Raw genomic sequence first — 21,389 nt, forward strand, 5'->3', positions numbered from 1 at the left:
AATGGAAGTAAAAAGATTTTTAAACTAAAAAAATATTAAATTACCCTATTTATCGTTTTAAATTTTTAATTTTTTCTTTTATTAAGCTACAGAAAACTTTACTTGCAGGGGATAAAGAACGACCTTTATAAGTAATTATTCCAAGCATTCTACTTACAGTTGGATTATCAATTGGACGTGTTATTATATCAATTTCAGGTCTTTTAAATTTTGCTAAAGAGGGTATTGCGGAAACCCCTAGATTTTTTTCTACTAATCCTATTAGGGCACTAAATTGTTCAACTTCAATATCCCCTTTTAGGTAATTTATTTTTTCTCCTAACTCATTTTTTAAAATATTCATTGTTCTACTATTTGAACCTAACTTTAAAAAATTATATGATTCAAAATCTTCCCATTCTATTTTTTTCTTTTTTGCTAAAGGATGATTTTTATTACAAATCATTACAAAACTATCATTTATTAGTGGTTCAAACTCTATATTTGGATCATCTTGACTAAACTGTGCAATGGCAAATTCACATTCACGTCTTAAAACTTTTTTTATTGCTTCAGGGCTAGAGTCTTGACTAATTCTTAGACGAATATTTGGATTTGCGTTTTTAAAATCACAAACAATATCAGGTAAAATAGAATTTGCAATTGTCATATTTGTGGTTAATGAAATAGAACCTGTTCTTGTTTTTATTAACTCTTGTACATCATCAATTGATTTATTAAACTCTTCAAGCATTCTTCTTGCTTCTATAATAAACTCTTCCCCAACAATACTTACACTTATTTTTCTTGTTGTTCTATCCAAAAGTTTAGCTCCCAAAGTATCTTCAAGTTTTTTTATTCTTCTTGATAGAGCTGGTTGGGTTATACCAAGCTCATTGGCAGCCAAATTAAAACTCTCAAAATCGGCAACAGCTATAAAAGCTTCTAAATCATCAATTGTAATTTTCATTTTTTAACCCTTTATTTATGCAAAAAACTTATTAATCAATAATATATATGAATTTGACTTATATATAGCTTTAGGCTAAAATTCTTTCATAAAATATTAAGGAGATTTGCTATGAAAAAAATCATAGTAATTGGTGGTGGAAATGCTGCACTTTGTGCAGCAATTACAGCAGCACAACATGGAGCAAAAGTAATTATACTTGAATCTGCTCCAAAAGAGTTGAGAGGAGGGAACTCTCAACACACTAGAAATATGAGAACTTACCATCCTAAACCAACAAAAACATTGGTTGAAAACTACCCTTTTGAGGAGTATTATGAAGATTTACTTAAAGTAACCAAAGGTGAAACAAATGAAGAGTTAGCAACTTTGGCCATAAAAAGTTCTGTTGATTTGTATTATTGGATGGAAAGTCTTGGCATAAATTTTCAACCAAGTTTAAAAGGAACACTTAGCTTATCAAGAACAAATGCTTTCTTTTTAGGTGGTGGGAAGACTTTAGTAAACAGAGAATATCAAATTGCTGAAGATTTAGGAGTTGAAGTTTTATATGAACATGAGGTTTTAAATATAAAACTTAGTAATAATGAAGTTTCATATTTAGAGGTAAAACTTCCAAATTCAAATATTGAAATCTTTAAAGCAGATGTATATATAGCTGCTAGTGGAGGTTTTGAATCAAATAGAGAATGGTTAAAAGAAGCTTGGGGAGAACACGCTAAAAACTTTTTAATCAGAGGTACAAAATTTAATCAAGGGAAAGTTTTAAAATCACTTTTAGAGCAAGGAGTTCAAAAAGTTGGAAAAGAGGAGCAAGGTCATGCGGTTGCAGTTGATGGAAGAGCGCCTTTATATGATGGAGGAATTGTAACCAGACTTGATTGTGTTCCCTTTGGTATTGTTTTAAATGAAGAGGGAAAAAGGTTTTATAATGAGGGTGAAGATTTCTGGCCAAAAAGATATGCAATTTGGGGAAGATTAGTTGCATCTCAGCCAAATCAAGTGGGACATGTGATAATTGATAGCAAAAGTTTTGATCTGTTTATGCCGTCAGTATTTGAACCAACTAAAGCAGATACTTTAGAGGAGTTAGCTCAAAAATTAGGTTTGCCAATAGAACAAGTTATTAAAACCATAGATGAGTTTAATGGTGCCGTTGTTGATGGAGAGTTTGATTTAACTAAACTTGATAATTGTAAGACGGAAGGATTAGATATAAATAAAACCCACTGGGCTAGAAGAATTGATACTCCTCCATATTATGGTTATACTTTAAGACCTGGTGTTACTTTTACTTATCTTGGTGTAAAAATTGATAAAAATGCCAGAGTCTATATGGAAGATGGAAAACCTATGACAAATCTATTTGCAACAGGAGAGATGGTGGCAGGAAATATTTTAAGTCAAGGTTACCTTGCAGGTATAGGGATGACTATTGGAGGAGTTTTTGGAAGAATTGCAGGAGAAGGAGCAGCAAATGTTTAATAAAGAAGATAATCTTTTAAGATTAAAAGATGCAAGTAGAGCTATGGAGATATGCAATGCCTGTAGATATTGTGAAACTTTATGTCCAGTATTTCCTCAAATTACACAGTTTAGAACCTTTGATGAAGCAACACTAAATTATCTATCAAATCTTTGTCATAACTGCAAAGGGTGTTACCACAGTTGTCAATACGCTCCGCCCCATGAGTTTAATTTAAATATTCCAAAAACATTTTCAGAACTAAGAGTTGATAGTTATATTAAATATGCATTTCCTAATATTTTAGGAAAATTATTTGCAAAAAATGGAACAGTTGTAAGTATTATAATTGCACTTTGTATAGCTTTGTTGTTTATAGCTGGAAGTTATTTTAACAGTGCAGATTCACTTTTTACAGCTTATGATGGGAAAGGTTCTTTTTTTAAAGTAATCCCATATGAAGTTATGACTTTAGTTTCAGCTTTGATTTTCCTTCATGTGATTATTGCTTTTATTGTTGGTTTTAGAAGGTTTTGGACAGAAAATGGCGATAAGATGTCTGAATTAACTGATTTATCCCTATGGAAATATGCAATGGGTGCAGTAGCAACACTAAAACACCTTGATGGTGGAGATAATGGGCATGGATGTAATCATATGGATGATAGATTTACCCACTCAAGAAAATGGTATCATCATGCAGTTATGTATGGATTTATTTTAACTTTAATCTCTACAACACTTGCAGCAATTTATCATCACTTTTTAGGACTTCAAGCTCCTTATGATTTTGATTCTTTAGTGGTGATTACAGGAGCATTAGGTGGTATTTTAATGGTAATTGGATGTGTTGGTTTAACATACATTAAAATCAAAGCTGATCCTATACCTATATCGCAAAAACTTCTTGGGATGGATTATTCATTTATAGCTATATTAGCCTTGGTAAATATCACAGGTTTATTACTATTAGTATTTAGAGACGGAATCTATATGCCATCTTTATTATGTATTCATTTAGGTTTTGTATTGGCTTTCTTTTTAATTATGCCTTATAGTAAGTTTGTACACTTATTATATAGATTAGGTGCCTTACTTAAATACGCAAAATATGTAAAAAACAACTAAAAGAAACTTTATTAACCACTATCTTTTTGATAGTGGTTTTTTTATTTTATTGTAAATTTAATGACAAATTGTAAACTTAATCTATTTTATCTCATAAATAATTTCAGTTTTAAATTTTTGTTTTTTTATTTCACTTATCAATAAATTTTCAACTTCCATATTCATAAGTTCATCTATATTTTGGATATTATTTTTTGCCATTAAATTTAAAATAATCCCTCTATATGCTTTTGCCCAATGGCTTACCACTTTTTTATCTTTTATAAATTTCATTGTTAAATAGGGTTGATTTAGTTTGTAAAATTTTTCATAGAAACCAGCTCTTAAATCAATAATCTCTTCACCTTTTAAATATTCATCAATTTTTTTTGTAAAGTTTTCATTATAAAATTTTTCTAAAGCAAGTTCTCCTACTTTTTCACCCTGTTTCAATTTATAATCTGGCAAACCAAAGTCCCCTGCATTTACAGGGCCAAAAAGATTGGAAAAAATCATAACATTTTTATCAATATACTCTTTCTCTTTATCTTTTAACTCTTTATATTTTAGATAATCAAAAGCAACCCCATCATATCGCTCAATCACTTTCATAAGTTCTTTTTTTAAAAGATCTCCTTTATAGTAATCAATCACATCTTGTTTTTTTGTACCAAATAGTTTTGCTAATTGTTCATTTGAAGCATTATTTATAAATCTTTGATATTCATTGATAGCTTCGATTCTTTTATCAAAAAGTTCTGGAAATATAAAATCTTTTTTATCTAATTTTTTATTTTCACCACCTTTAAATTTTGTCTCACTTGGGGAAAAAAGTATTTTCATATTTATACTCCGGTTTTTGTTTATTATCTAGTGTTTTTAAAATTTGTAAAGGGATAATATCCTAAATTGTTTTAGGTTAAACTATTAAATTATTTTCTTCTTTTTAATTTAAAAATTATTACAGAAACAACAGCTATTAAAATAAGAATCCAGATAAACCTTATATCAAATTCCCCTAAAAAGCCAACTATCTCTTGTAGGAACAATCCCCAAAGTGTCATAGATATAATAGTTGCTAAAAAAACTATGAATATAATAGTAAAGTGTTTCATCCCAATTAAAAAACCTATAATTGAACCAACAATTGGTCCAGTCATCCAAAAAGGGATAAATACAAAAATAAAAAGTCCTAATCTTCCATATTTCAAAAAAATATTTTTATGTTTTTCTTTTTTCTCTTTAACTTTATTAAAAAAATCTTCTAATCCTTTGACCCTTACCACTCCTTTAAAACTAAAAACAAAAATTGAATAAATCAAAGTTACAAGGATCATCTCTGCAATTATATTAAAAACAATAACTACAATATGGGAAAGATTTGAGGCATAACCAAAAGATATTGCAGGAACCCTTCCAATAAAAATATTTGTAAATATCATAGTCGTTATTTTACTAGCAAAAACTGCATCATAAAAATAGAAAAAAACAAGACTAAAAGTTGTAAAAAATATAAGGGAAAAAGAGAGGATTAAAATCAATCCCTCTTGGGTACTAAAAAGCCTCTTTTGAAGCTCTTTATTGAATAAATTCACCACTATGGTATAACCACATATTATTAACTTTTACAAATTTACTTTTTTCTATAAAAGAGGTATCTATAGCTCCTTGAAAAAGGATTGCTTTAAAGGTAACAAAAGCTTCATTATCCCCATCGATAAATTCTAATATCTCTAAGCCCTTAAACTCTGTATGATTAAAAAAATCATAAATCTGTTTTTTCCAACTATTAATGTCAGTTGTATAATCTTTATTATCCCGATGGGTTGTATTTATAATATAATCTGAATTGCTAGCAGCATAAGCACTATACCTTGATTTCATCAGTTCTAGTGCAGAAGAGGGAGATTCCCCTTCATGGAAAACCCTACAGCATTTTTTAAATTTTTTTTGACTGCCACAGGGACAAAACGCATTTCCCGAAACTTTCATAATAGCAACCTTAAACTTTTTTTTATTATATCAAAAAAAGTTATAATTAAAAAATCAGGTATTTTAAATAATACCTGATATGCTATTTATTGCTATTTTTAATCTTTTCAATAAGTCCTGGACCAAATCCCTTTATAGCTTCTAAATCTTCAACACTATTGATTTTATTGGTTTTTCTATACTCAATTATTGCTTCAGCTTTTTTTTCACCAATACCTTTTATATCCATCAACTCCTCTTTTGTAGCACTATTAAAATCAACTGCGCCAAAAAGAAATGCAACCAACATAAACAAAATAAACAAAACATTTTTCATATAATCCCCTTTTAAAAATAATGTCTAAAATTATATCTTAAAAATATATATTTTTCAAAAATTTTTTATAAATGAAATATTTTGTTATACTTTTCTAATTTCTTATATTATAAAATCAAATAAAACAAAGGTTCATTATGGAAGATATAAGTATCTATTTTCAACTGCTTACAAGTTTTTTATCTATTGTGATACTTTTGGCTATATTTTTTAGATATTATCAATATAAAAAGAAACTTGAGGTTCTAAAAAAGTTAAACAAACTTAAAGAACAAAATCTTTTAACTCCAAAAGATAGAGATTTTATTAAAAACAATCACAAAGAGTACAAAGAGACATTAAAAAAAGATGAAGAGCGTATCAAATTGATATATCCACTTTTTATCCTTATTGCAGGGGTTTTATTAGCTTTTTTACCTTTAGGGGAAGTAGTAATTTACATAAATGTACTTATTGTCTCATATATCTACTTACAAATAATAAAAATACATAATAAAAATTTTGAAGCTTTTTTAAAAGAGTTACAAGAGGATTAGATTAAATTATTTAATCTCTCCCCTTTGTCATTTTTTATAATTTCAAAACTACATTTATAAAGCTCATTTGATTTTAAAAACTCTATGCAATCATAAATTGTTTTTTCTGGATCTTTTGAATATAAATAAAACTGCATAAGTCCTTCACAAATATCAACTGCAAGCAGTGCAGCACTATTCTCCTCTTCCAAAGCTTCAAGATGATTATTTTCAAAAACTGTGAAAAAAGCTATACAAGAAGCATCTGGAAACATAATATCATCTGAAGCATGAAAATCATGATTTATTAAAACCAAGTGGGGAAACTCTCTCATTGTTTGGGGCAAATCAATATCATCTCTTACTCTTAACATCTGATTTATATTTCCTGTATTTTCTAAATACCACTTCTCTTCCATTAACTCTCCTTACCAAGAAATTGGCTCTTTGCCAACACTTTTTAAAATTTCATTTGTTTTACTAAAATGCTTAGATCCAAAAAATCCTCTGTATGATGAAAGAGGACTAGGATGTGGTGCAGTTAAAATATGATGTCTCTTTTTATCAATGATTTTGCTCTTTGCAATTGCTGGACCACCCCAGAGTATAAAAACTACATTATTACAATTTTGTGAGATATATTTGATTATATTGTCTGTAAAAATCTCCCAACCCAAGTTATGATGTGATTTTGGTAAAGCCTCTTGAACAGTTAAAATAGTATTTAAAAGCAAAACTCCTTGTTCTGCCCAAGGAGTTAAATCTCCATCAAGACAAATGGAAGTTTTTCCCAAATCATCATAAATCTCTTTTAAAATATTTTGCATTGAAGGGGGATTTTTTATCTCTTTTGGAGTAGAAAAAGAGAGTCCTTGCGCTTGTCCTTTCCCATGATATGGATCTTGTCCTAAAATCACTACTTTTAGATTCTCAAGGGGTGTTTTTGAAAAGGCATTAAAGATTTTATTTTTTGGAGGGAAAACTGTAGAGTTTTCATATCTTATATCAATCTCATTTTTTAAGTTTTTATAATACTCTTTGCTCTTCTCTTCTTCTATTATTTTATTCCATGAATTCATCTAAGACCTTATTAAATTGTTGTTAATTAAAATTTAACTACTATACCATAACTTTAAAAACAAAGGTTTTAAAATGAGAGCATTTTTGATAGTAGTTGCCCTAATTATTGTGGCATTTATAGGTCTGCTTTTTACAAATATAAACAATGTTCCAACCCTTGATGAAAATGTAAAAGCTTCATGGGCGCAGGTTCAAAATCAATATAAAAGAAGAGCTGATTTAATCCCAAATTTAGTTGCAACAGTAAAAGGTTATGCGGAGCATGAAAACTCAACCCTAACAGAGGTAACTAATGCAAGAGCAAATGTTGGAAAAATAAATATAACTCCTGAGATGTTATCAAACCCTGAACTTTTTCAACAATTTGAAAAAGCTCAAAGAGCACTAAGTTCTGCACTTTCAAGACTTATGGTTGTTGTTGAAAAATATCCTGAACTAAAAGCAGATAAAAACTTTTTAGCCCTACAAAGCCAACTAGAAGGGACTGAAAACAGAATCTCTGTTGCAAGAAGAGATTATATTGAAACAGTAAAAGTTTACAATTTGGAGCTTAGAACTTTCCCAGGGAAAATAGTTGCATCAATACTTTACCCTGAAGCAAAAGTAAAAGAGACATTTAGTGCAGCACCTAGTGAACAAGAAGTACCAAAAGTACAATTTTAGAAAATGAAAAGACTTTTTTATACTCTTTTATCTCTGCTTTTTCTTCAAACTCTGCTTTTTGCAACACCTACTTTTCCAGAACTAACAGGAAGAGTAGTTGATGATGCAAAGATTTTAAACTCTTCTCAAAAACAGACTCTAACAAAACTTCTAAAAGAGGAAGAGAAAAACAGTTCAAACCAGATTATAGTTGTAACTTTGGAGTCTCTTCATGGATATGATATTGCAGACTATGGGTATCAGTTAGGGCGACATTGGGGTATTGGACAAAAAGATAAAAACAATGGTGTTTTATTAATTGTTTCAATGGCTGAAAAAAAGTTACGAATAGAAGTAGGTTATGGTTTAGAGGGAGCTTTAACAGACAAAACTTCCCATGAAATTATTGAATATATAATAAAACCAAACTTTAGAAACGGAAATTTTTATGAGGGTATTTTAAAAGGTACAAAAGCAATTATAGCTTCAGTAAAAGGGGAGTACAAAGCAGAAGATTATCATATTCCAAAAAAGAGTAATCACTCTTGGATTCTTATATATTTTGCCATCTTTTTTATCTCTCCTATTTTTATGGGAATATTTAAAAAACGTGCAAATAAAGTGGCTAGATTTTTCCATGCACTTATGCTTTCTGCCTTTGGAGCAAGTTTTGCAATTGGAGTTCTTGACAGCCTAATAATCTCACTTATAATCTTTTTCTTGCTTTGGGTAATTATCTTTTTAAGTAACCAATCTTTGGGAGCTACACACTCTTCTTCAAATGAGAGTATCTATTGGGGAAGTTCAAACCACTCTGGTGGTTTTGGTGGTGGATTTAGCAGTGGAGGTTTTAGTAGTGGCAGCTTTGGTGGTGGATTTAGTGGCGGAGGCGGTGGCTTCGGCGGCGGTGGCGCAAGTGGAGGATGGTAATGTTAACTAAAAAAGAAAAAAAACAGATCTCACAAAAGATAAAAAAAGTTGAAGATAGAAGTTCTGCCGAGTTAGTTGCAGTTATAGCTAGAAGTAGTTCATCATATCTATTTTATATAATTACTTTTTCTCTTTTTATTGCAATTATTGCAACTATTATTGCTATGCCTTTCAATCCAAATGCAATAAAACTTTTTCAAATAGAGTTTTTATCATTTTTTGCAAGCTTTTTTCTATTAAGTAGATTTAAAACACCTATTTTATACCTTCTTCCAAAAGAGTATAAATATAAAATAGCATCAAAAAAAGCCCATGAAGAGTTTATAAAATTAGGACTTGACAGAACGGAAACAAAAGAAGCTATTATGTTTTTTGTCTCAGTTGAAGAAAAGTTTGTGCAAATAATTACAGATAAAAATATTAAAGAAAAGATAGAAGATAACTATTGGCAAAATATAGTTGATGAGTTCATTCTTGATGTGAAAAACAGAGATTTTTCAAAGGGTTATATGAAAGCTATAGACTCTTGTAGTAAACTTTTAATAAAAGAGTTTCCTATACAAAAAGATGATAAAAATGAATTAAGCAATGAAGTAATTGAGTTGTAGTTGAGAGAGTACAGCAAAGTAATAATCTCATCTTTTCTAGTTATTCTAGCTTGTTTAGGGCTTGGAAGATTTGCTTTTGGAATGATTTTGCCAAATATGCAAGAGTCTTTAGCTTTATCAACTACTCAAGTTGGTTTTATTGGAACTGCAAACTTTATTGGATACTTTGCAGGTATCTTTTTTGCAAATCATCTATATACAAAATATAGCACATACAAACTGGTATTTATAACTTTAGTTTTACAAGCAGTCTCAATGGCTTTGATGGTTGTTTTTAATAACTATCTTATTATCTCATTTTTATATACCTTTAGTGGATTTTTCTCTGCTATTGCAAATATTGCTATTATGGCTCATATGGCAAATGTTATTCCCAAAAATATTAGAGGAAAAGCTTTAGGAATAGTTGTTGGAGGAAATGGTTTAGCAATTATTATATCTGGACAAATTACCCCTTTTGTAGAGCAGTTTGTAGATAATGCCCCATGGAGAACTGCTTGGTTAATTTTCTCAATTGTTTTAATCTTCATTGCCTTTTTTTCACAACCAGGAATAAAAAAACATACAAAACATGAACTTCCTGAGATAAAAGTTTCATCTAAAAAATACTTTTTTATTCCCTCTTTTTGGAAAATCAGCTCTTTATATATGATATTTGGATTTACCAACTCTATTTATGTAACTTATGCTGTAAAAACTGTTATCACTCAATATCATATTACAAGTTCCCTATCTGGTGATTTTTGGGCTCTTTTGGGATTTACAAGTATTTTTTCAGGCTTTCTTTTTGGAATAGTTGCAGATAAATTCGGAGCCTATAAAGCTCTAATTTTTGTATTTATTTTACAAACACTTGCCCACTTTACTTTAACAATAAATGTTGATAGTTATATCATATGGTTTAGCGCAGTAATGTTAGGGATCTCTGTTTGGTGTATTCCTTCACTTATTATTCTTCTAACTTCTATTCATTTTGATGTTAAAAGAGCCGCACAGATTATCTCATTGGTAACTATACTTTTTGCCCTATGCCAAGCCTTTGGACCAGTTGTTGCTGGATATTTGCATGATATAACAGGTAGTTTTTCTCTTATATTTTTGTTAACCTCTTTAATGGCTTTAACTGCTACAATATTATCAATAATATTTTCACGGCAAAAAATAAAACAGATTCATTAGGAAATAAAATGAAAGCAAAAGCAGTAATTTTTGATATGGATGGCACTATTTTAAACTCCCTAGAAGATATTGCCATTAGCTCAAATATAGTCTTAAAAGAGTTTAATCTTCCAACACATAAAATAGAGGATTATAAAAATTTTGTTGGTGGAGGTGTTCAAATATTACTTGACAACTGTACACCAAAAGATATATCACAAGAGTTGTATAAAAAAGTCTTTGAAAGATTTAAAGAGGTTTATGAAAACAATGTTCATAACAGAACTAAACCCTATGAAGGGATATATGAACTTCTAAAAGAGCTAAAAAGAAGAGAGATAAAAATGGGTATTTTATCAAATAAAATGCACGATTTTACCCTTAAATATTATGAAAAGTTTTTTATGGATTTTAATATGCAAGAGGTACATGGACAAAAAAGTCATATTCCTAAAAAACCCCACCCAATGGGAGCAACACTTATTGCAAAAAGTTTTAACTTAGAGCCTTCACAAATACTCTTTGTGGGAGATAGTGATGTGGATATGCAAACAGCCAAAGCTGCTGGAATGATAAGTGTTGGAGTAGCTTGGGGATTTAGAGGAATAGAAGAGTTGATAGAACATGGTGCCAACCATATAGTAAAAACTCCAAATGATATTCTAAACCTTTTGGAGTAAGGTTCTCTTACTCCTATTTTTTATACCCTAGTTTTGTCATTACATCCATTGGACTCAAATCATATTTTTCAACTACACTTTTAAATTTTTCATCCTCTTGGGCTTCTATTCCAATACTTTTTAATTGCAAAATAAACTCTTCTGGAGTTATTTGAAGTGTTTGGGCAACCTCTGTTATAGTTTTTCTTCCAAGTCCTGTTAGAGGTATGGTCTTTTCACCCTCTTTTTGGAAACTTTTACTTAAAAGATCAAAGAGATATTGTGGACTTACCGCATTTATTGCTGCAATTTGTGCTAGGCTTTGTGAAGTTTCATATTTAAAATTATTTGTTTTTAATATCTCTTCACATTTTGTCAAATCATACCCTTGTTGTTTTGCAAAATTTTTTAAAGATGAGAGTTCTGCATGTGAATATGGAGCTGTTCCATAATCTTTCTCCCAAGAGTTTTTAAGGCTATCTCCAAAAGATAAAAAGTTTGAAAAAGGAGGAAATTGAACAATTGAACCAATTAAAAAAAGTAGAGTTAATACAACTGCTACTAACATATCTTTTGTAAAAACCACCATCTGTTTTAGACTATTTCTCATATAACTTGTTATTGGTTTCCAGTTATAAAATAGATGCAGAATTGTCATTATTATAAATAGCACCATAAAAGTTGAGTGAATATAAGCATAGTCATGTTTACTCAAACCTAAAATCTGCCAGTTTGACCAGTTTGCAACTCTACCAGGAGGTGCAATAAAAAGAATAAGTCCTGTAAATGTCATAAAAAACATTGACAAAAGCATTGTAAGTGAAGTTATTTTTTTGAGATTCATTGTAAATCCTTTTTCTATTATTGTAAATTTTACATCAAGTTTGCTGTATTTTGATAGTAATATTAAAAGAATTTATAAAGCAGAAGTTAAGATAGAAAACTATCTTAACAAAAAATTTTATACATCAAGTTCAAAAAACTTCTCATTTATCTTTTGATACTCTGCTATAGAACAAGTTATTTTCAAAGCATTTTCATAATCACTAAAGTAATCAAGAAATAGTTTTTTTAATTCTGAAACATTTGATGTTCTAAAAATAAAATATCCTAAAACATCTTTACCTCTTGAACCAGATTTTTCAATACCAAAACTATCAAACTTCCAATCTACACCTTTAGCATAGAAGAAAACCTCTTCAATTCGCTCTAATAGCTCTTCTCTAACTCCATTGTGATAAGCTTTTAAATGGATATAAAAAGCCACATTCACATTATATTTCTCTTGTACTAGCATTTTTTCATATTTTGTTTTTGCTATCTCTATTATATTTGTCTTTTCCATGAGAATTCCTATAAAAGTTTATTGGGTAATTATAATAAATATCTATACAAGGATAGCTAAAAAATAAATAGTTATTTAAAAATTTGAGAGTTAAAAATCTTAATATATAAATAAAACTTATATTTAATATAGTAAAGTTATAAGTTATTTTTAAGCTTTGAATAATAAGTTTTATTTATAATTTATTACCCACATTAAGGAGAAAGCATGAAATTGAAAACAGTAGGACTAGGGATCTTATTTACTGCAAGTGTACTTTTTGCAAATGAGTTTGTAAATTATGAAGCACTTTCAAAGAAGCTAAAAGAGCAAATGAAAAAAGAGGGTAACTATGCAACAATTGAGGAGGTAAAAAATGCATTAGAATCAAAAGATTGGATTGTTGCAGATGTAAGAACAATGGAGGAGTGGGCAGCTGCTCATATTAAAGGTAGTGTTAGAATAGGAAGACAAGCACCAGAAAAAGGTCTTGAACTTTTTGCTTTAGATGATGAAGGAAAGTTTATTAAACAAAATCTTATTATCATCTGTAATTCAGCAGCAAGAGCGTCAATAGAGGCACAAACACTAAAAATGATGGGATTTAAAACCGTAAAAGTTTTTGATTTGTACTCTTGGATTGATAAGTGTAATCCAGTAGTTACTAAATATACTGTTAAAAAAGATAAGGCTGGAACAGGCTTATCTTTTGGTAACTTCTACGCAGAACACTGTAAAAAATAGAATAAAGGGGTTAAAAGGAGTTTTCCTTTTACACCCCAAGTTTTCTCATTCTGTGTTCCAAAGTTTTTGCTTTGGCAACCTCTCGCATATCTACATTTGAATCAAGTTCATCAACAATTTCCATTCCAAGGAGAGTCTCAACAGCATCTTCTAAAGTAACTACTCCTTCAGTTTGTCCGTAGTTATCAGAGACTACAAAAAGGTGCTCTTTCTTGGCTAAAAACATATCAAGAAGTTTTGAAATAGGAATATTCTCATTTACAACACTAACATTTTTTATGATTTTACTTTTATCTTCAAACTTATTCTCTATCATCTCATAAAAAAGCTCTTTTGAGATAACCAAACCTTTTATATCATCAATATTGTCTCCATATACAGGAACCCTTGAATACTCTTTGAACTTCTCCATATCAAGATGAATCTCTCCTCTTAAACCTTTTAAGAGTTCCTCTTCTTTTATGGCAAACATTACACTTCTTGGAGTTAGAATATCACTCACCTTTGTTTCACGAAGTTGAAAAAGATTTTCTATTATCAAACTCTCTTTTTCTCTTAGAAGTCCCTCTTCTTCAGCTATATTTGCAGTTGCTATTATCTCCTCTTTTGTAATACTTTTAGTTCTTTTAGGAGCAATAAAAATAGTAATCCTATTTAAAATAATTAGAAGAGGATAGGTTATTATTATTAAAAATTTAATAACTCTAGTTGAGAAATTTGCTAAATTTTTCCAATAAAAAGCACCAATTGTTTTTGGAATAATCTCAGAAAAAACAAGAATCAAAATAGTTAAAACTGCTGAGATATAAAACATATACTCTTCGCCAAACATCAAAGCTGCTTCTGCACCAACACCTGCAGCTCCCAAAGTATGAGCAAAAGTATTTAAAGTCAATATAGCTGCAATTGAAAAGTCAATGTTTTTCTTTTGAGACTCCATTAAAAGTCCCAATTTCATATTACTCTCTTTTGTTAACTCTATATATGAAGCTGTGATTGATAACAATACAGCTTCTAAAATTGAGCATAAAAAAGAGATACCAACAGCTATTAAAAAAAATAGAAGCATTAACATACTAATTCCTAAATCTATTTAAAAATAACTATTATATAGTATTTAACTCATAAACTCAAAAATTTCTACTTTTTATTTCCATCTATATAGTTTCTGCAATCAATACAATATTTTGCATAAGGTTTTACTCTTAATCTTTTCATACCAATTTCTGAGTCACACATCTCACAAAGACCTGTATAAACACCTTTTTCTATTTTTGAAATTGCATGATTTATAAGAGACAGCTCCTCTTGTTGCTGAACTTTTATATGAATATCATTGTCATAGTCTCTACTTGCCGCTGCAAAATCACCATCATCACTTAAGTCCATATCACTTAAACCATCATGTTCCCTTGAGATCGTATTTAGAGTATTCTCTATTTTTCTTTTACTATCTAGTAAAAGTTCATATATCTCATCAATATGTTTTTGATTTAACTCTCTTGCCATAGTCACTCCCTACAAATTTGCATGAGATATTATCATAACGCGACTTATTTGCATTTTAATCAAATAATAGTTATATGGATATTATTGTATAGAAGCTATACAGGATGGGGAATATATGGCATGTTTATGCAGTATAAAAGATAGCTACTTCTTTATATATAAGAATATATACTAACTCAACTTTTTCTTTTTAATAAAGAAAAAGTAGCAAAAAGAAAAGCGTTCATAGGTTATCCAAAAATTTACATTCTTATTTTTTTAACTTCGCCCTAATAAAATTTTCTATTTCTTTTATATTATCTTCTAATTTATTATCAAATTCATCCTTCTCCCCAAGGAAATATAATATTTTACTTTTTTTCTCTTCATAAAAATTTTTTTGGACAACTTTTTTATATTCATCATCTTGATCAGGATTATTAGTCAATAAAATATCTTGAACAGAATTAAACAGTTTATTTTCAAATTCAAATATTGGTTTAAATAATTTTTCTAGTTCATTTTCCCAATAAACTTTACTTTCAATAATAGATAAATTTAATTTAATCCTATTATCTTGTATATGTTGCCATCTTTTTTCATAAGCATATACTAATTTTTTATATTTTTTTTCTTTATCATTCCACTTTTTTCTATCAATTTCCTCAGGATATTCATATTGAAACATTGCAGGGTTTCTTACAATTCTAATTCCATTTTGATATTTATATAAATCAATTAAAATTCTTTTGCACAATTCATATTCATCTTTACCTTTTAATTGTTTTTTCCAAGTAGATAAACCTTTAACAGCAACTACTGATGCAGTTATAGCTGTACTCATTAAAACCACATCTTTAATACAAACAATTATTTCTTCCATTTCTTCTCCTAAAATAGTCAGTTTTGTTAAAGTTCAAGGCCAGAGGAGAACTTTTGCTAGGAGTTTACTCTAGTAAATGACTAGCTAAATTTCGACGATAACGCAGAAATTTAGCAAAAGTGGCTATTTTCCTTTTGCAAGTGACTTTCCAGCTAAAAACCCACTAGCCCAAGCAAACTGTAGATTATATCCCCCACGATTTCCTACAATATCCAAAACCTCACCTGCAAAATAAAGCCCTTCACACTTTTTGCTCTCATAAGTTTTATTATCCACCTCATCAGTTCTAATGCCACCACCACTAGCCTCAGCGTGTTTAAAACCTTGAGTATCAGTAACTTTAAATCTGTTATTTGTAAGGGTATTTACTATTGCTCTAATTTGTTTTGCATTTATTTCATTAGCCTTCAAATTTTTTTCAATTTTGCAAATATCAAAGATAATAGGAGCTAGTTTATTTGAGACAATTCCCACTAAAAGTTCCACTGCCTCTTTATCTTTTGAAGAGTTAAACAGAGATTCAAGCATTCCTAAAACCTCATTTCTACTATAGTTTGGAAAAAGATTTATTGAAACTTGTACATCTTGATAAAAAAGAAGAGGTGGTACTGCATATTGGGAAATATCCAAAATAGCAAAACCTGAGAGTCCATACTTTGTAAAAAGCACATCTCCTGTTATCTCTTGCTCCTTTTGTCCATCAATAAAAAGTGTTACATTAGCCTCTTTTTTTACACCTTGTAATCTACTGTTATACTCAAAATTTGTATGAAGTCCCACAAGTGAAGGGTATGTAGGATTAAAAGAGTGCCCAAAACTTGAGGCAATATCAACTCCATCTTCTGTGGCATTTAACTGTGGAGCTGCGGCTAAACCTGAGCTTATTAGAACTTTGTCATAATCTTTAAACTCTTTATCTTCTGATACAACTATAAATTTACCATTCTCTTTTTTTATCGCAATTATTTTTGTCTCTAAAATTAGTTTTATTCCCAAACTATTTAGTTCACTTTGAAGCAGAGTTGTAACTGATTTTGCCTCATTTGAGAGAGGGTAAACTTTGCCCTCTTCTTTTATATCCAGATACAAACCTATAGTTTTGCAAAATTTTTTAAAAGAGTTAAAATCAAATTGCTTTAGGGCATACTCCACAAAGTTTGGGTTCTCCCCTATATAGTTTGAGACTTGACACTTTTCATTTGAGATATTGCATCTTCCATTTCCACTTGCAAGTATCTTTTTACCTATTGCATCATTTATATCAAAAAGCTCAATCTCTAAATTTTTGTTCTCTTTTTTAGCTGTAAGTGCTGCCATGATTCCAGCAGCTCCAGCTCCAATAATTGCTATTTTCATATCTGTCCATTTATTTTATAAAAATGAATTTTAGCCAATTTGATGTGATTATTGCAAATAAAAAGAGAGAAGGAGGGATCCCTCCTCCTAATAGATTGTTTTTTAATTAAAACCTAACATCTCAAATTGGAAATACCAAACTGCAATTGAGACAAAATATCCAAGCAAAATTGTCCAAGCATATTTCATATGAGTATTAAAAGTATAAATACCTTTTAGTTTTCCCATAACTCCAACACCAGCCGCACTACCAAAAGAGATTAAAGAACCTCCAATACCAGCTGTTAATGTTACAAGCATCCAGTTTGAAAGATCCATATCAGGATTTGCTTTAAGTATTGCAGACATTACAGGAACGTTGTCAACAATAGCAGATAAAAATCCAACAGCAATATTTGATAATGTTGGACCTAAATAATCGGGATGATAAACAACAGAAGCTAAAGTTAGCCAACCAACAAAATACAATGCTCCAACCGCTGCTAAAATACCAAAGAAGAAAAGAAGAGTATTGTTCTCTATTTTTGACATCGATTCAAATACATTGAAGTGGTCTTTACCAAATTTTTTACTAAGTTTAAATGAGTGAACTTTTAATAAAACAAGCCCAAACATCATCCCCCACATAGCAGGGAAATCTAAAACTTGATGAGAAAGAACTGCTGTTACAATAGTAATAATACCTAAGAAAATTACAGCTTTTGCTCCCTCTTTCATCTCAGGTTTTTCAGTATCAGCATGAAAATCCGGTTTTGTAGTTGGAACAACTTTAGATAATAAAAATGCAGTTACAAAGTAACCTAAAATAGATGCAGGGAAAAGATATATAAAATCAATAAAATGCCCTTTTCCTGATGTCCATGCCATTAAAGTTGTAATATCTCCAAAGGGTGACCAAGCCCCACCTGCATTTGCAGCAACAACAATATTAATAGCTCCTGGAACTAAAAACTCTTTTTTAGATTTATCAATTGTAATTAATACAGTTGACAAAATAAGAGCTGTTGTTAAGTTATCAGCAATTGGCGAAATGAAAAACGCCAAAAATCCCGTTGCCCAAAAAAGTTTTCTATAGGTATAACCTTTTGAAATAAGATTATATTTCAATCTATCAAAAACACCCATATGAATAAGCGATTCAATATAGGTCATGGCAACAAAAAGGAAAAAGAAAATCTCTGCAATCTCTAAGATAACTCTCTCTGCTTCATCATGAACTAAATGTATATCAATATTATTCATTGCATAATATACTGCAATTAATAGAAAAGTAAAAATTCCAATAAACAAAGCTGGAACAGATTTATCTATATGATATTTTTCCTCATTTGCAATTATGAAATAACCTACTACAAAAATGATTAATGTAGCAATTCCTACCCAGGTTGTAGTTAAATCTGGATTCTCAAATTCGTTGGCAAAACAGGCACTCAAGCTCCCAAATGCCAAAAAAAACAAAGACTTAAACATCCTTTCTCCTATCTATAAGTTCTAATAATCAAATATGAAACAACTGAAATAAGTGTCACACTTACTCCAATTGGTAAAAACGATTCACTATGAAACATAAGTGCCATTGATGAAATAACAGCACCTAAACCAAACTGCAATACTCCAACAACGCCAGAAGCCACTCCCGCATTTTTTGGAAAGTGTTCAAGGGCAAGAGCCATGCAGTTACCAAAAACAAAAGCCATCATACTCATATAAAGTGCCATCACAGCCATGGTCTCTATTAATGAGGGCTCTTTATAGTTTATCATCCATAAAATACCTGCAATAATTTGCATAATAATACTATATTTTACCAAATCAATTGGTTTATATTTTTTAAGAAACTGAATATTCATTTTTATCATTGCAATTAGTATTATGAAATTAAAACCAAAAAAAAGTGGAAAGAGATCTGTTGAGACATTATAGTGCTCAATAAAGATAAATGATGATTTGGCAATAAAGATAAAAAAGCCTGAAAAACCTAAAGCTAAGGTAAGCATTGCTTTCATTGCTTTTTTGTGAGTAAGTACCATTTTATAAGAGTGGTAAACACTCTGTTTTACATAGGTATAACTCTCATCTAAATCTTTATATATTAAAAATGCTGTAAATAGTGCATAAAAAGTTAAATATAAAAATACAGCATGCCAAGAGAAAAAGTGAATAATAAATGAACCAATAGCAGGAGCAATAAGTGGAGCTATACTTCTTATAGTACCAATTAGAGAAAAGACTTTTGCAGCCTCTGTTCCATGAAATTTATCCCTAACAACTGCCATTGCATTAACAACAACAATTCCACCAAAAAAGGCCTCAATAAATCTAAAAATCCAAAGTTCATAAACTGTTGTACTATAAATCATCATAAAACTAAAAAGAGCAAAACCTAAAAGTCCATAAATAGAACTCTTTCTTCTTCCTATTCTATCTGAAAGGGGTCCACCAAAGATTTGACCAATTGAAAAACCTATCAAAAAGATAGACAAAGTTAACTCAATTTTCTCAATGCTTACATTAAAATCTGTTGCAATAACAGGAATTGAAGGGATATAAGTATCAGTTGCAATTGGTGCAACAGATGAGAGAATTGATAATAAAATTATCAAATAGATATGATTGATAGCTTTTTTCATAGAACCTCAAGAGATAATTTAACAATTAATTGTATATACAACTATTGCATATGAGAGCTTATTTCCCCATTAAAATCTTTCTTTAAAATTAGATTTTTCCAAAAAAATCATAAATTATATAATCTTGATTAATATACTATAGATTATATAAGTACCTATTTATAGGCATTATTTAAAATAATGATTAAAATACTTGACATTTATAAAAAAATCATATACAATTTCACTACAGATAAGATATTTGAAATTAATCAAAAGGAAAATATATGCAAAAAGATACTATTGCAGTTCATGCAGGATACAATAATAAAGAGGGATGGGGAACAATGAATGTTCCTATTGCTCAAACAACTGCGTATGCCTTTAGAGATGCTGAACATGCAGCAAATCTTTTTGCTCTAAAAGAGTTAGGATCAATTTATACAAGATTGACAAATCCTACAACAGATGTTTTAGAACAAAGATTTGCACAACTTGAAGGTGGAGCAGGAGCTATTTGTGTTGCAAGTGGACAATCTGCAATTTTTTATGCAATTGTTAATGTGGCAGAGGCTGGAGACAATATTTTAATTTCAGATAAACTTTATGGTGGGGCTGTAACACTTCTTACCCACACTATAAAAAGATTTGGAATTAGTGCAAAAATATTTAAAAGTGATGATGCTTCAAATTTAGAAGAGCAAATTGATGATAAAACAAAAGCTATCTTTTTTGAATCATTATCTAATCCACAAATTGCAATTGCTGATATTGACAAGATTGTAGAGATTGCAAAAAGAAAAGGTGTTTTAACTGTTTGTGATAATACTGTTGCAAGTGCGGCTTTGTTTAATCCAATAAAATTTGGAGTAGATGTTGTTGTTCATTCAACTTCAAAATATACAAATGGTCAAGGAAGTGCAATTGGTGGAATTGTTGTTGAAAGAGATGGTTTAGCAGATTTCTTTAAACAAAATAGTAAAAGATATTATCACTTTAATGAGCCTGATGAATCATATCATGGTCTAGTTTATACAGAAGTTCCATTACCTAACTTTTGTCTAAGAATTAGATTAGCTCTTTTAAGAGATATTGGAGCAACACAATCTCCATATAACTCTTGGTTACTTTTACAAACTATTGAGACTTTAGATATTAGAATGGAAAAACACTCTAAAAGTGCCCTTGAAGTTGCAAAATTTTTAGAGACTCATCCAAAGGTAAAAGCTGTTAATTACCCAGGATTAGAATCAAGTCCATATTATAAAAAAGCTCAAAAATATTTCAAAGATGGTAAAGCTTCTGGTCTTATCTCTTTTGAAGTAGAAGATTATGATACAGCTAAAAAAGTTATTGATAGTGCAAAACTATTCAGTGTTGTTGTAAATATTGGAGATAGTAAATCTTTGATTGTTCACCCTGCTTCAACTACTCACTCACAACTAAGTGAAACTGAGCTAAAAAAAGCTGGTGTAAATCCTACAACAATTAGGTTATCAATTGGATTGGAAAATCCTCTTGATTTAATAGAAGATTTAAAATTAGCGTTAAAATAAGGATTAAG

The 21,389-nt window shown here is 29.8% G+C and carries 25 protein-coding genes; 10 read left to right on the top strand and 15 right to left on the bottom strand.

Going from position 1 to position 21,389, the window contains the following annotated elements:
* Nucleotides 1-49: 49 nt before the first annotated feature.
* The gene (locus AEBR_RS14985) at nt 50-949 is read right to left on the bottom strand and encodes a LysR family transcriptional regulator (RefSeq protein WP_129085820.1); all 900 of its coding nucleotides are present in this window, start codon (nt 947-949) and stop codon (nt 50-52) included.
* 111 nt (nt 950-1,060) lie between these two features.
* On the opposite strand from AEBR_RS14985, the gene tcuA reads away from it, so the two are divergent.
* On the top strand, nt 1,061-2,434 hold the full coding sequence (gene tcuA / locus AEBR_RS14990; protein ID WP_129085821.1) for an FAD-dependent tricarballylate dehydrogenase TcuA: 1,374 nt from the start codon (nt 1,061-1,063) through the stop codon (nt 2,432-2,434).
* Nucleotides 2,427-3,542 carry a tricarballylate utilization 4Fe-4S protein TcuB gene (tcuB, locus tag AEBR_RS14995; RefSeq protein WP_129085822.1) on the top strand — a complete coding sequence of 372 codons (1,116 nt, stop codon included), beginning with the start codon at nt 2,427-2,429 and terminating at the stop codon, nt 3,540-3,542. Before tcuA ends, tcuB begins: the two co-directional genes overlap by 8 nt.
* A gap of 81 nt (nt 3,543-3,623) precedes the next feature.
* On the opposite strand, the gene AEBR_RS15000 is transcribed toward tcuB, so the two are convergent.
* The 4 genes from AEBR_RS15000 to AEBR_RS15015 all read right to left on the bottom strand — a co-directional run bounded on the left by AEBR_RS15000 (nt 3,624) and on the right by AEBR_RS15015 (nt 5,829).
* Nucleotides 3,624-4,364, bottom strand: a complete 741-nt coding sequence (locus tag AEBR_RS15000) for a YaaA family protein (RefSeq protein ID WP_129085823.1) — start codon at nt 4,362-4,364, stop codon at nt 3,624-3,626.
* A gap of 89 nt (nt 4,365-4,453) precedes the next feature.
* Nucleotides 4,454-5,116 carry a small multi-drug export protein gene (locus AEBR_RS15005; RefSeq protein ID WP_172658918.1) on the bottom strand — a complete coding sequence of 221 codons (663 nt, stop codon included), beginning with the start codon at nt 5,114-5,116 and terminating at the stop codon, nt 4,454-4,456.
* Nucleotides 5,100-5,513, bottom strand: coding sequence for a YchJ family protein (locus AEBR_RS15010; RefSeq protein ID WP_129085825.1), 414 nt, complete (start codon nt 5,511-5,513; stop codon nt 5,100-5,102). Before AEBR_RS15010 ends, AEBR_RS15005 begins: the two co-directional genes overlap by 17 nt.
* An 82-nt stretch (nt 5,514-5,595) precedes the next feature.
* On the bottom strand, nt 5,596-5,829 hold the full coding sequence (locus tag AEBR_RS15015; protein ID WP_129085826.1) for a ComEA family DNA-binding protein: 234 nt from the start codon (nt 5,827-5,829) through the stop codon (nt 5,596-5,598).
* 137 nt (nt 5,830-5,966) lie between these two features.
* On the opposite strand from AEBR_RS15015, the gene AEBR_RS15020 reads away from it, so the two are divergent.
* Nucleotides 5,967-6,365, top strand: coding sequence for a hypothetical protein (locus AEBR_RS15020; protein WP_129085827.1), 399 nt, complete (start codon nt 5,967-5,969; stop codon nt 6,363-6,365).
* Here the strand turns inward: AEBR_RS15020 and AEBR_RS15025 are convergent.
* Together AEBR_RS15025 and ung are read right to left on the bottom strand one after the other, a co-directional pair.
* Entirely contained in the window at nt 6,362-6,763 is a 402-nt protein-coding gene (locus AEBR_RS15025; protein ID WP_129085828.1) for a DUF695 domain-containing protein, read from the bottom strand. The genes AEBR_RS15020 and AEBR_RS15025 overlap by 4 nt on opposite strands.
* 9 nt (nt 6,764-6,772) lie before the next feature.
* Nucleotides 6,773-7,423: a uracil-DNA glycosylase gene (gene ung / locus AEBR_RS15030; RefSeq protein WP_129085829.1), complete on the bottom strand. Its 651-nt coding sequence runs from the start codon at nt 7,421-7,423 to the stop codon at nt 6,773-6,775.
* Between the two features lie 73 nt (nt 7,424-7,496).
* Between ung and AEBR_RS15035 the strand changes: the two genes are divergently transcribed.
* Genes AEBR_RS15035 through AEBR_RS15055 form a run of 5 tightly spaced genes read left to right on the top strand, consistent with a single transcriptional unit; the run spans nt 7,497 to nt 11,442 of the window.
* Nucleotides 7,497-8,087 (top strand): LemA family protein, encoded by a 591-nt coding sequence (locus AEBR_RS15035; protein WP_129085830.1) that lies wholly within the window; start codon nt 7,497-7,499, stop codon nt 8,085-8,087.
* A 3-nt stretch (nt 8,088-8,090) separates the two neighbouring features.
* The gene (locus AEBR_RS15040) at nt 8,091-8,996 is read left to right on the top strand and encodes a TPM domain-containing protein (protein ID WP_129085831.1); all 906 of its coding nucleotides are present in this window, start codon (nt 8,091-8,093) and stop codon (nt 8,994-8,996) included.
* The gene (locus AEBR_RS15045) at nt 8,996-9,604 is read left to right on the top strand and encodes a TPM domain-containing protein (protein ID WP_164969427.1); all 609 of its coding nucleotides are present in this window, start codon (nt 8,996-8,998) and stop codon (nt 9,602-9,604) included. The genes AEBR_RS15040 and AEBR_RS15045 overlap by 1 nt, the downstream gene beginning before the upstream one ends.
* On the top strand, nt 9,605-10,783 hold the full coding sequence (locus AEBR_RS15050) for an MFS transporter (protein ID WP_129085833.1): 1,179 nt from the start codon (nt 9,605-9,607) through the stop codon (nt 10,781-10,783).
* Nucleotides 10,784-10,791: 8 nt separating this feature from the next.
* Complete coding sequence (locus AEBR_RS15055) at nt 10,792-11,442, top strand: HAD family hydrolase (RefSeq protein WP_129085834.1); 651 nt, start codon at nt 10,792-10,794, stop codon at nt 11,440-11,442.
* Nucleotides 11,443-11,455: 13 nt separating this feature from the next.
* Here the strand turns inward: AEBR_RS15055 and AEBR_RS15060 are convergent, their stop codons facing one another.
* Together AEBR_RS15060 and AEBR_RS15065 are read right to left on the bottom strand one after the other, a co-directional pair.
* Nucleotides 11,456-12,265, bottom strand: a complete 810-nt coding sequence (locus AEBR_RS15060) for a DUF4405 domain-containing protein (RefSeq protein ID WP_129085835.1) — start codon at nt 12,263-12,265, stop codon at nt 11,456-11,458.
* 117 nt (nt 12,266-12,382) lie between these two features.
* On the bottom strand, nt 12,383-12,766 hold the full coding sequence (locus AEBR_RS15065; protein ID WP_172658919.1) for a hypothetical protein: 384 nt from the start codon (nt 12,764-12,766) through the stop codon (nt 12,383-12,385).
* A gap of 207 nt (nt 12,767-12,973) precedes the next feature.
* Here AEBR_RS15065 and AEBR_RS15070 point away from each other — a divergent pair, with 207 nt between their 5' ends.
* On the top strand, nt 12,974-13,489 hold the full coding sequence (locus AEBR_RS15070) for a rhodanese-like domain-containing protein (protein WP_129085836.1): 516 nt from the start codon (nt 12,974-12,976) through the stop codon (nt 13,487-13,489).
* 28 nt (nt 13,490-13,517) lie between these two features.
* Here AEBR_RS15070 and AEBR_RS15075 read toward each other — a convergent pair whose 3' ends face one another.
* From AEBR_RS15075 to AEBR_RS15100, 6 genes are all read right to left on the bottom strand, one after another.
* On the bottom strand, nt 13,518-14,564 hold the full coding sequence (locus AEBR_RS15075; RefSeq protein WP_129085837.1) for a CNNM domain-containing protein: 1,047 nt from the start codon (nt 14,562-14,564) through the stop codon (nt 13,518-13,520).
* 65 nt (nt 14,565-14,629) lie between these two features.
* The gene (gene dksA, locus AEBR_RS15080) at nt 14,630-14,998 is read right to left on the bottom strand and encodes an RNA polymerase-binding protein DksA (RefSeq protein WP_129085838.1); all 369 of its coding nucleotides are present in this window, start codon (nt 14,996-14,998) and stop codon (nt 14,630-14,632) included.
* 250 nt (nt 14,999-15,248) lie between these two features.
* Nucleotides 15,249-15,860: a hypothetical protein gene (locus AEBR_RS15085; protein ID WP_129085839.1), complete on the bottom strand. Its 612-nt coding sequence runs from the start codon at nt 15,858-15,860 to the stop codon at nt 15,249-15,251.
* A 123-nt stretch (nt 15,861-15,983) separates the two neighbouring features.
* Nucleotides 15,984-17,216: a BaiN/RdsA family NAD(P)/FAD-dependent oxidoreductase gene (locus AEBR_RS15090; protein ID WP_129085840.1), complete on the bottom strand. Its 1,233-nt coding sequence runs from the start codon at nt 17,214-17,216 to the stop codon at nt 15,984-15,986.
* A 102-nt stretch (nt 17,217-17,318) separates the two neighbouring features.
* Complete coding sequence (gene nhaD / locus AEBR_RS15095) at nt 17,319-18,686, bottom strand: sodium:proton antiporter NhaD (protein ID WP_129085841.1); 1,368 nt, start codon at nt 18,684-18,686, stop codon at nt 17,319-17,321.
* Nucleotides 18,687-18,694: 8 nt separating this feature from the next.
* Nucleotides 18,695-19,846 carry a multidrug effflux MFS transporter gene (locus AEBR_RS15100; protein WP_129085842.1) on the bottom strand — a complete coding sequence of 384 codons (1,152 nt, stop codon included), beginning with the start codon at nt 19,844-19,846 and terminating at the stop codon, nt 18,695-18,697.
* Between the two features lie 266 nt (nt 19,847-20,112).
* Between AEBR_RS15100 and AEBR_RS15105 the strand changes: the two genes are divergently transcribed.
* On the top strand, nt 20,113-21,381 hold the full coding sequence (locus AEBR_RS15105; RefSeq protein ID WP_129085843.1) for an O-acetylhomoserine aminocarboxypropyltransferase/cysteine synthase family protein: 1,269 nt from the start codon (nt 20,113-20,115) through the stop codon (nt 21,379-21,381).
* The last annotated feature ends 8 nt before the right edge of the window (nt 21,382-21,389 follow it).

This window comes from Halarcobacter ebronensis (genome assembly GCF_013201825.1).
Lineage (GTDB): Bacteria > Campylobacterota > Campylobacteria > Campylobacterales > Arcobacteraceae > Halarcobacter > Halarcobacter ebronensis.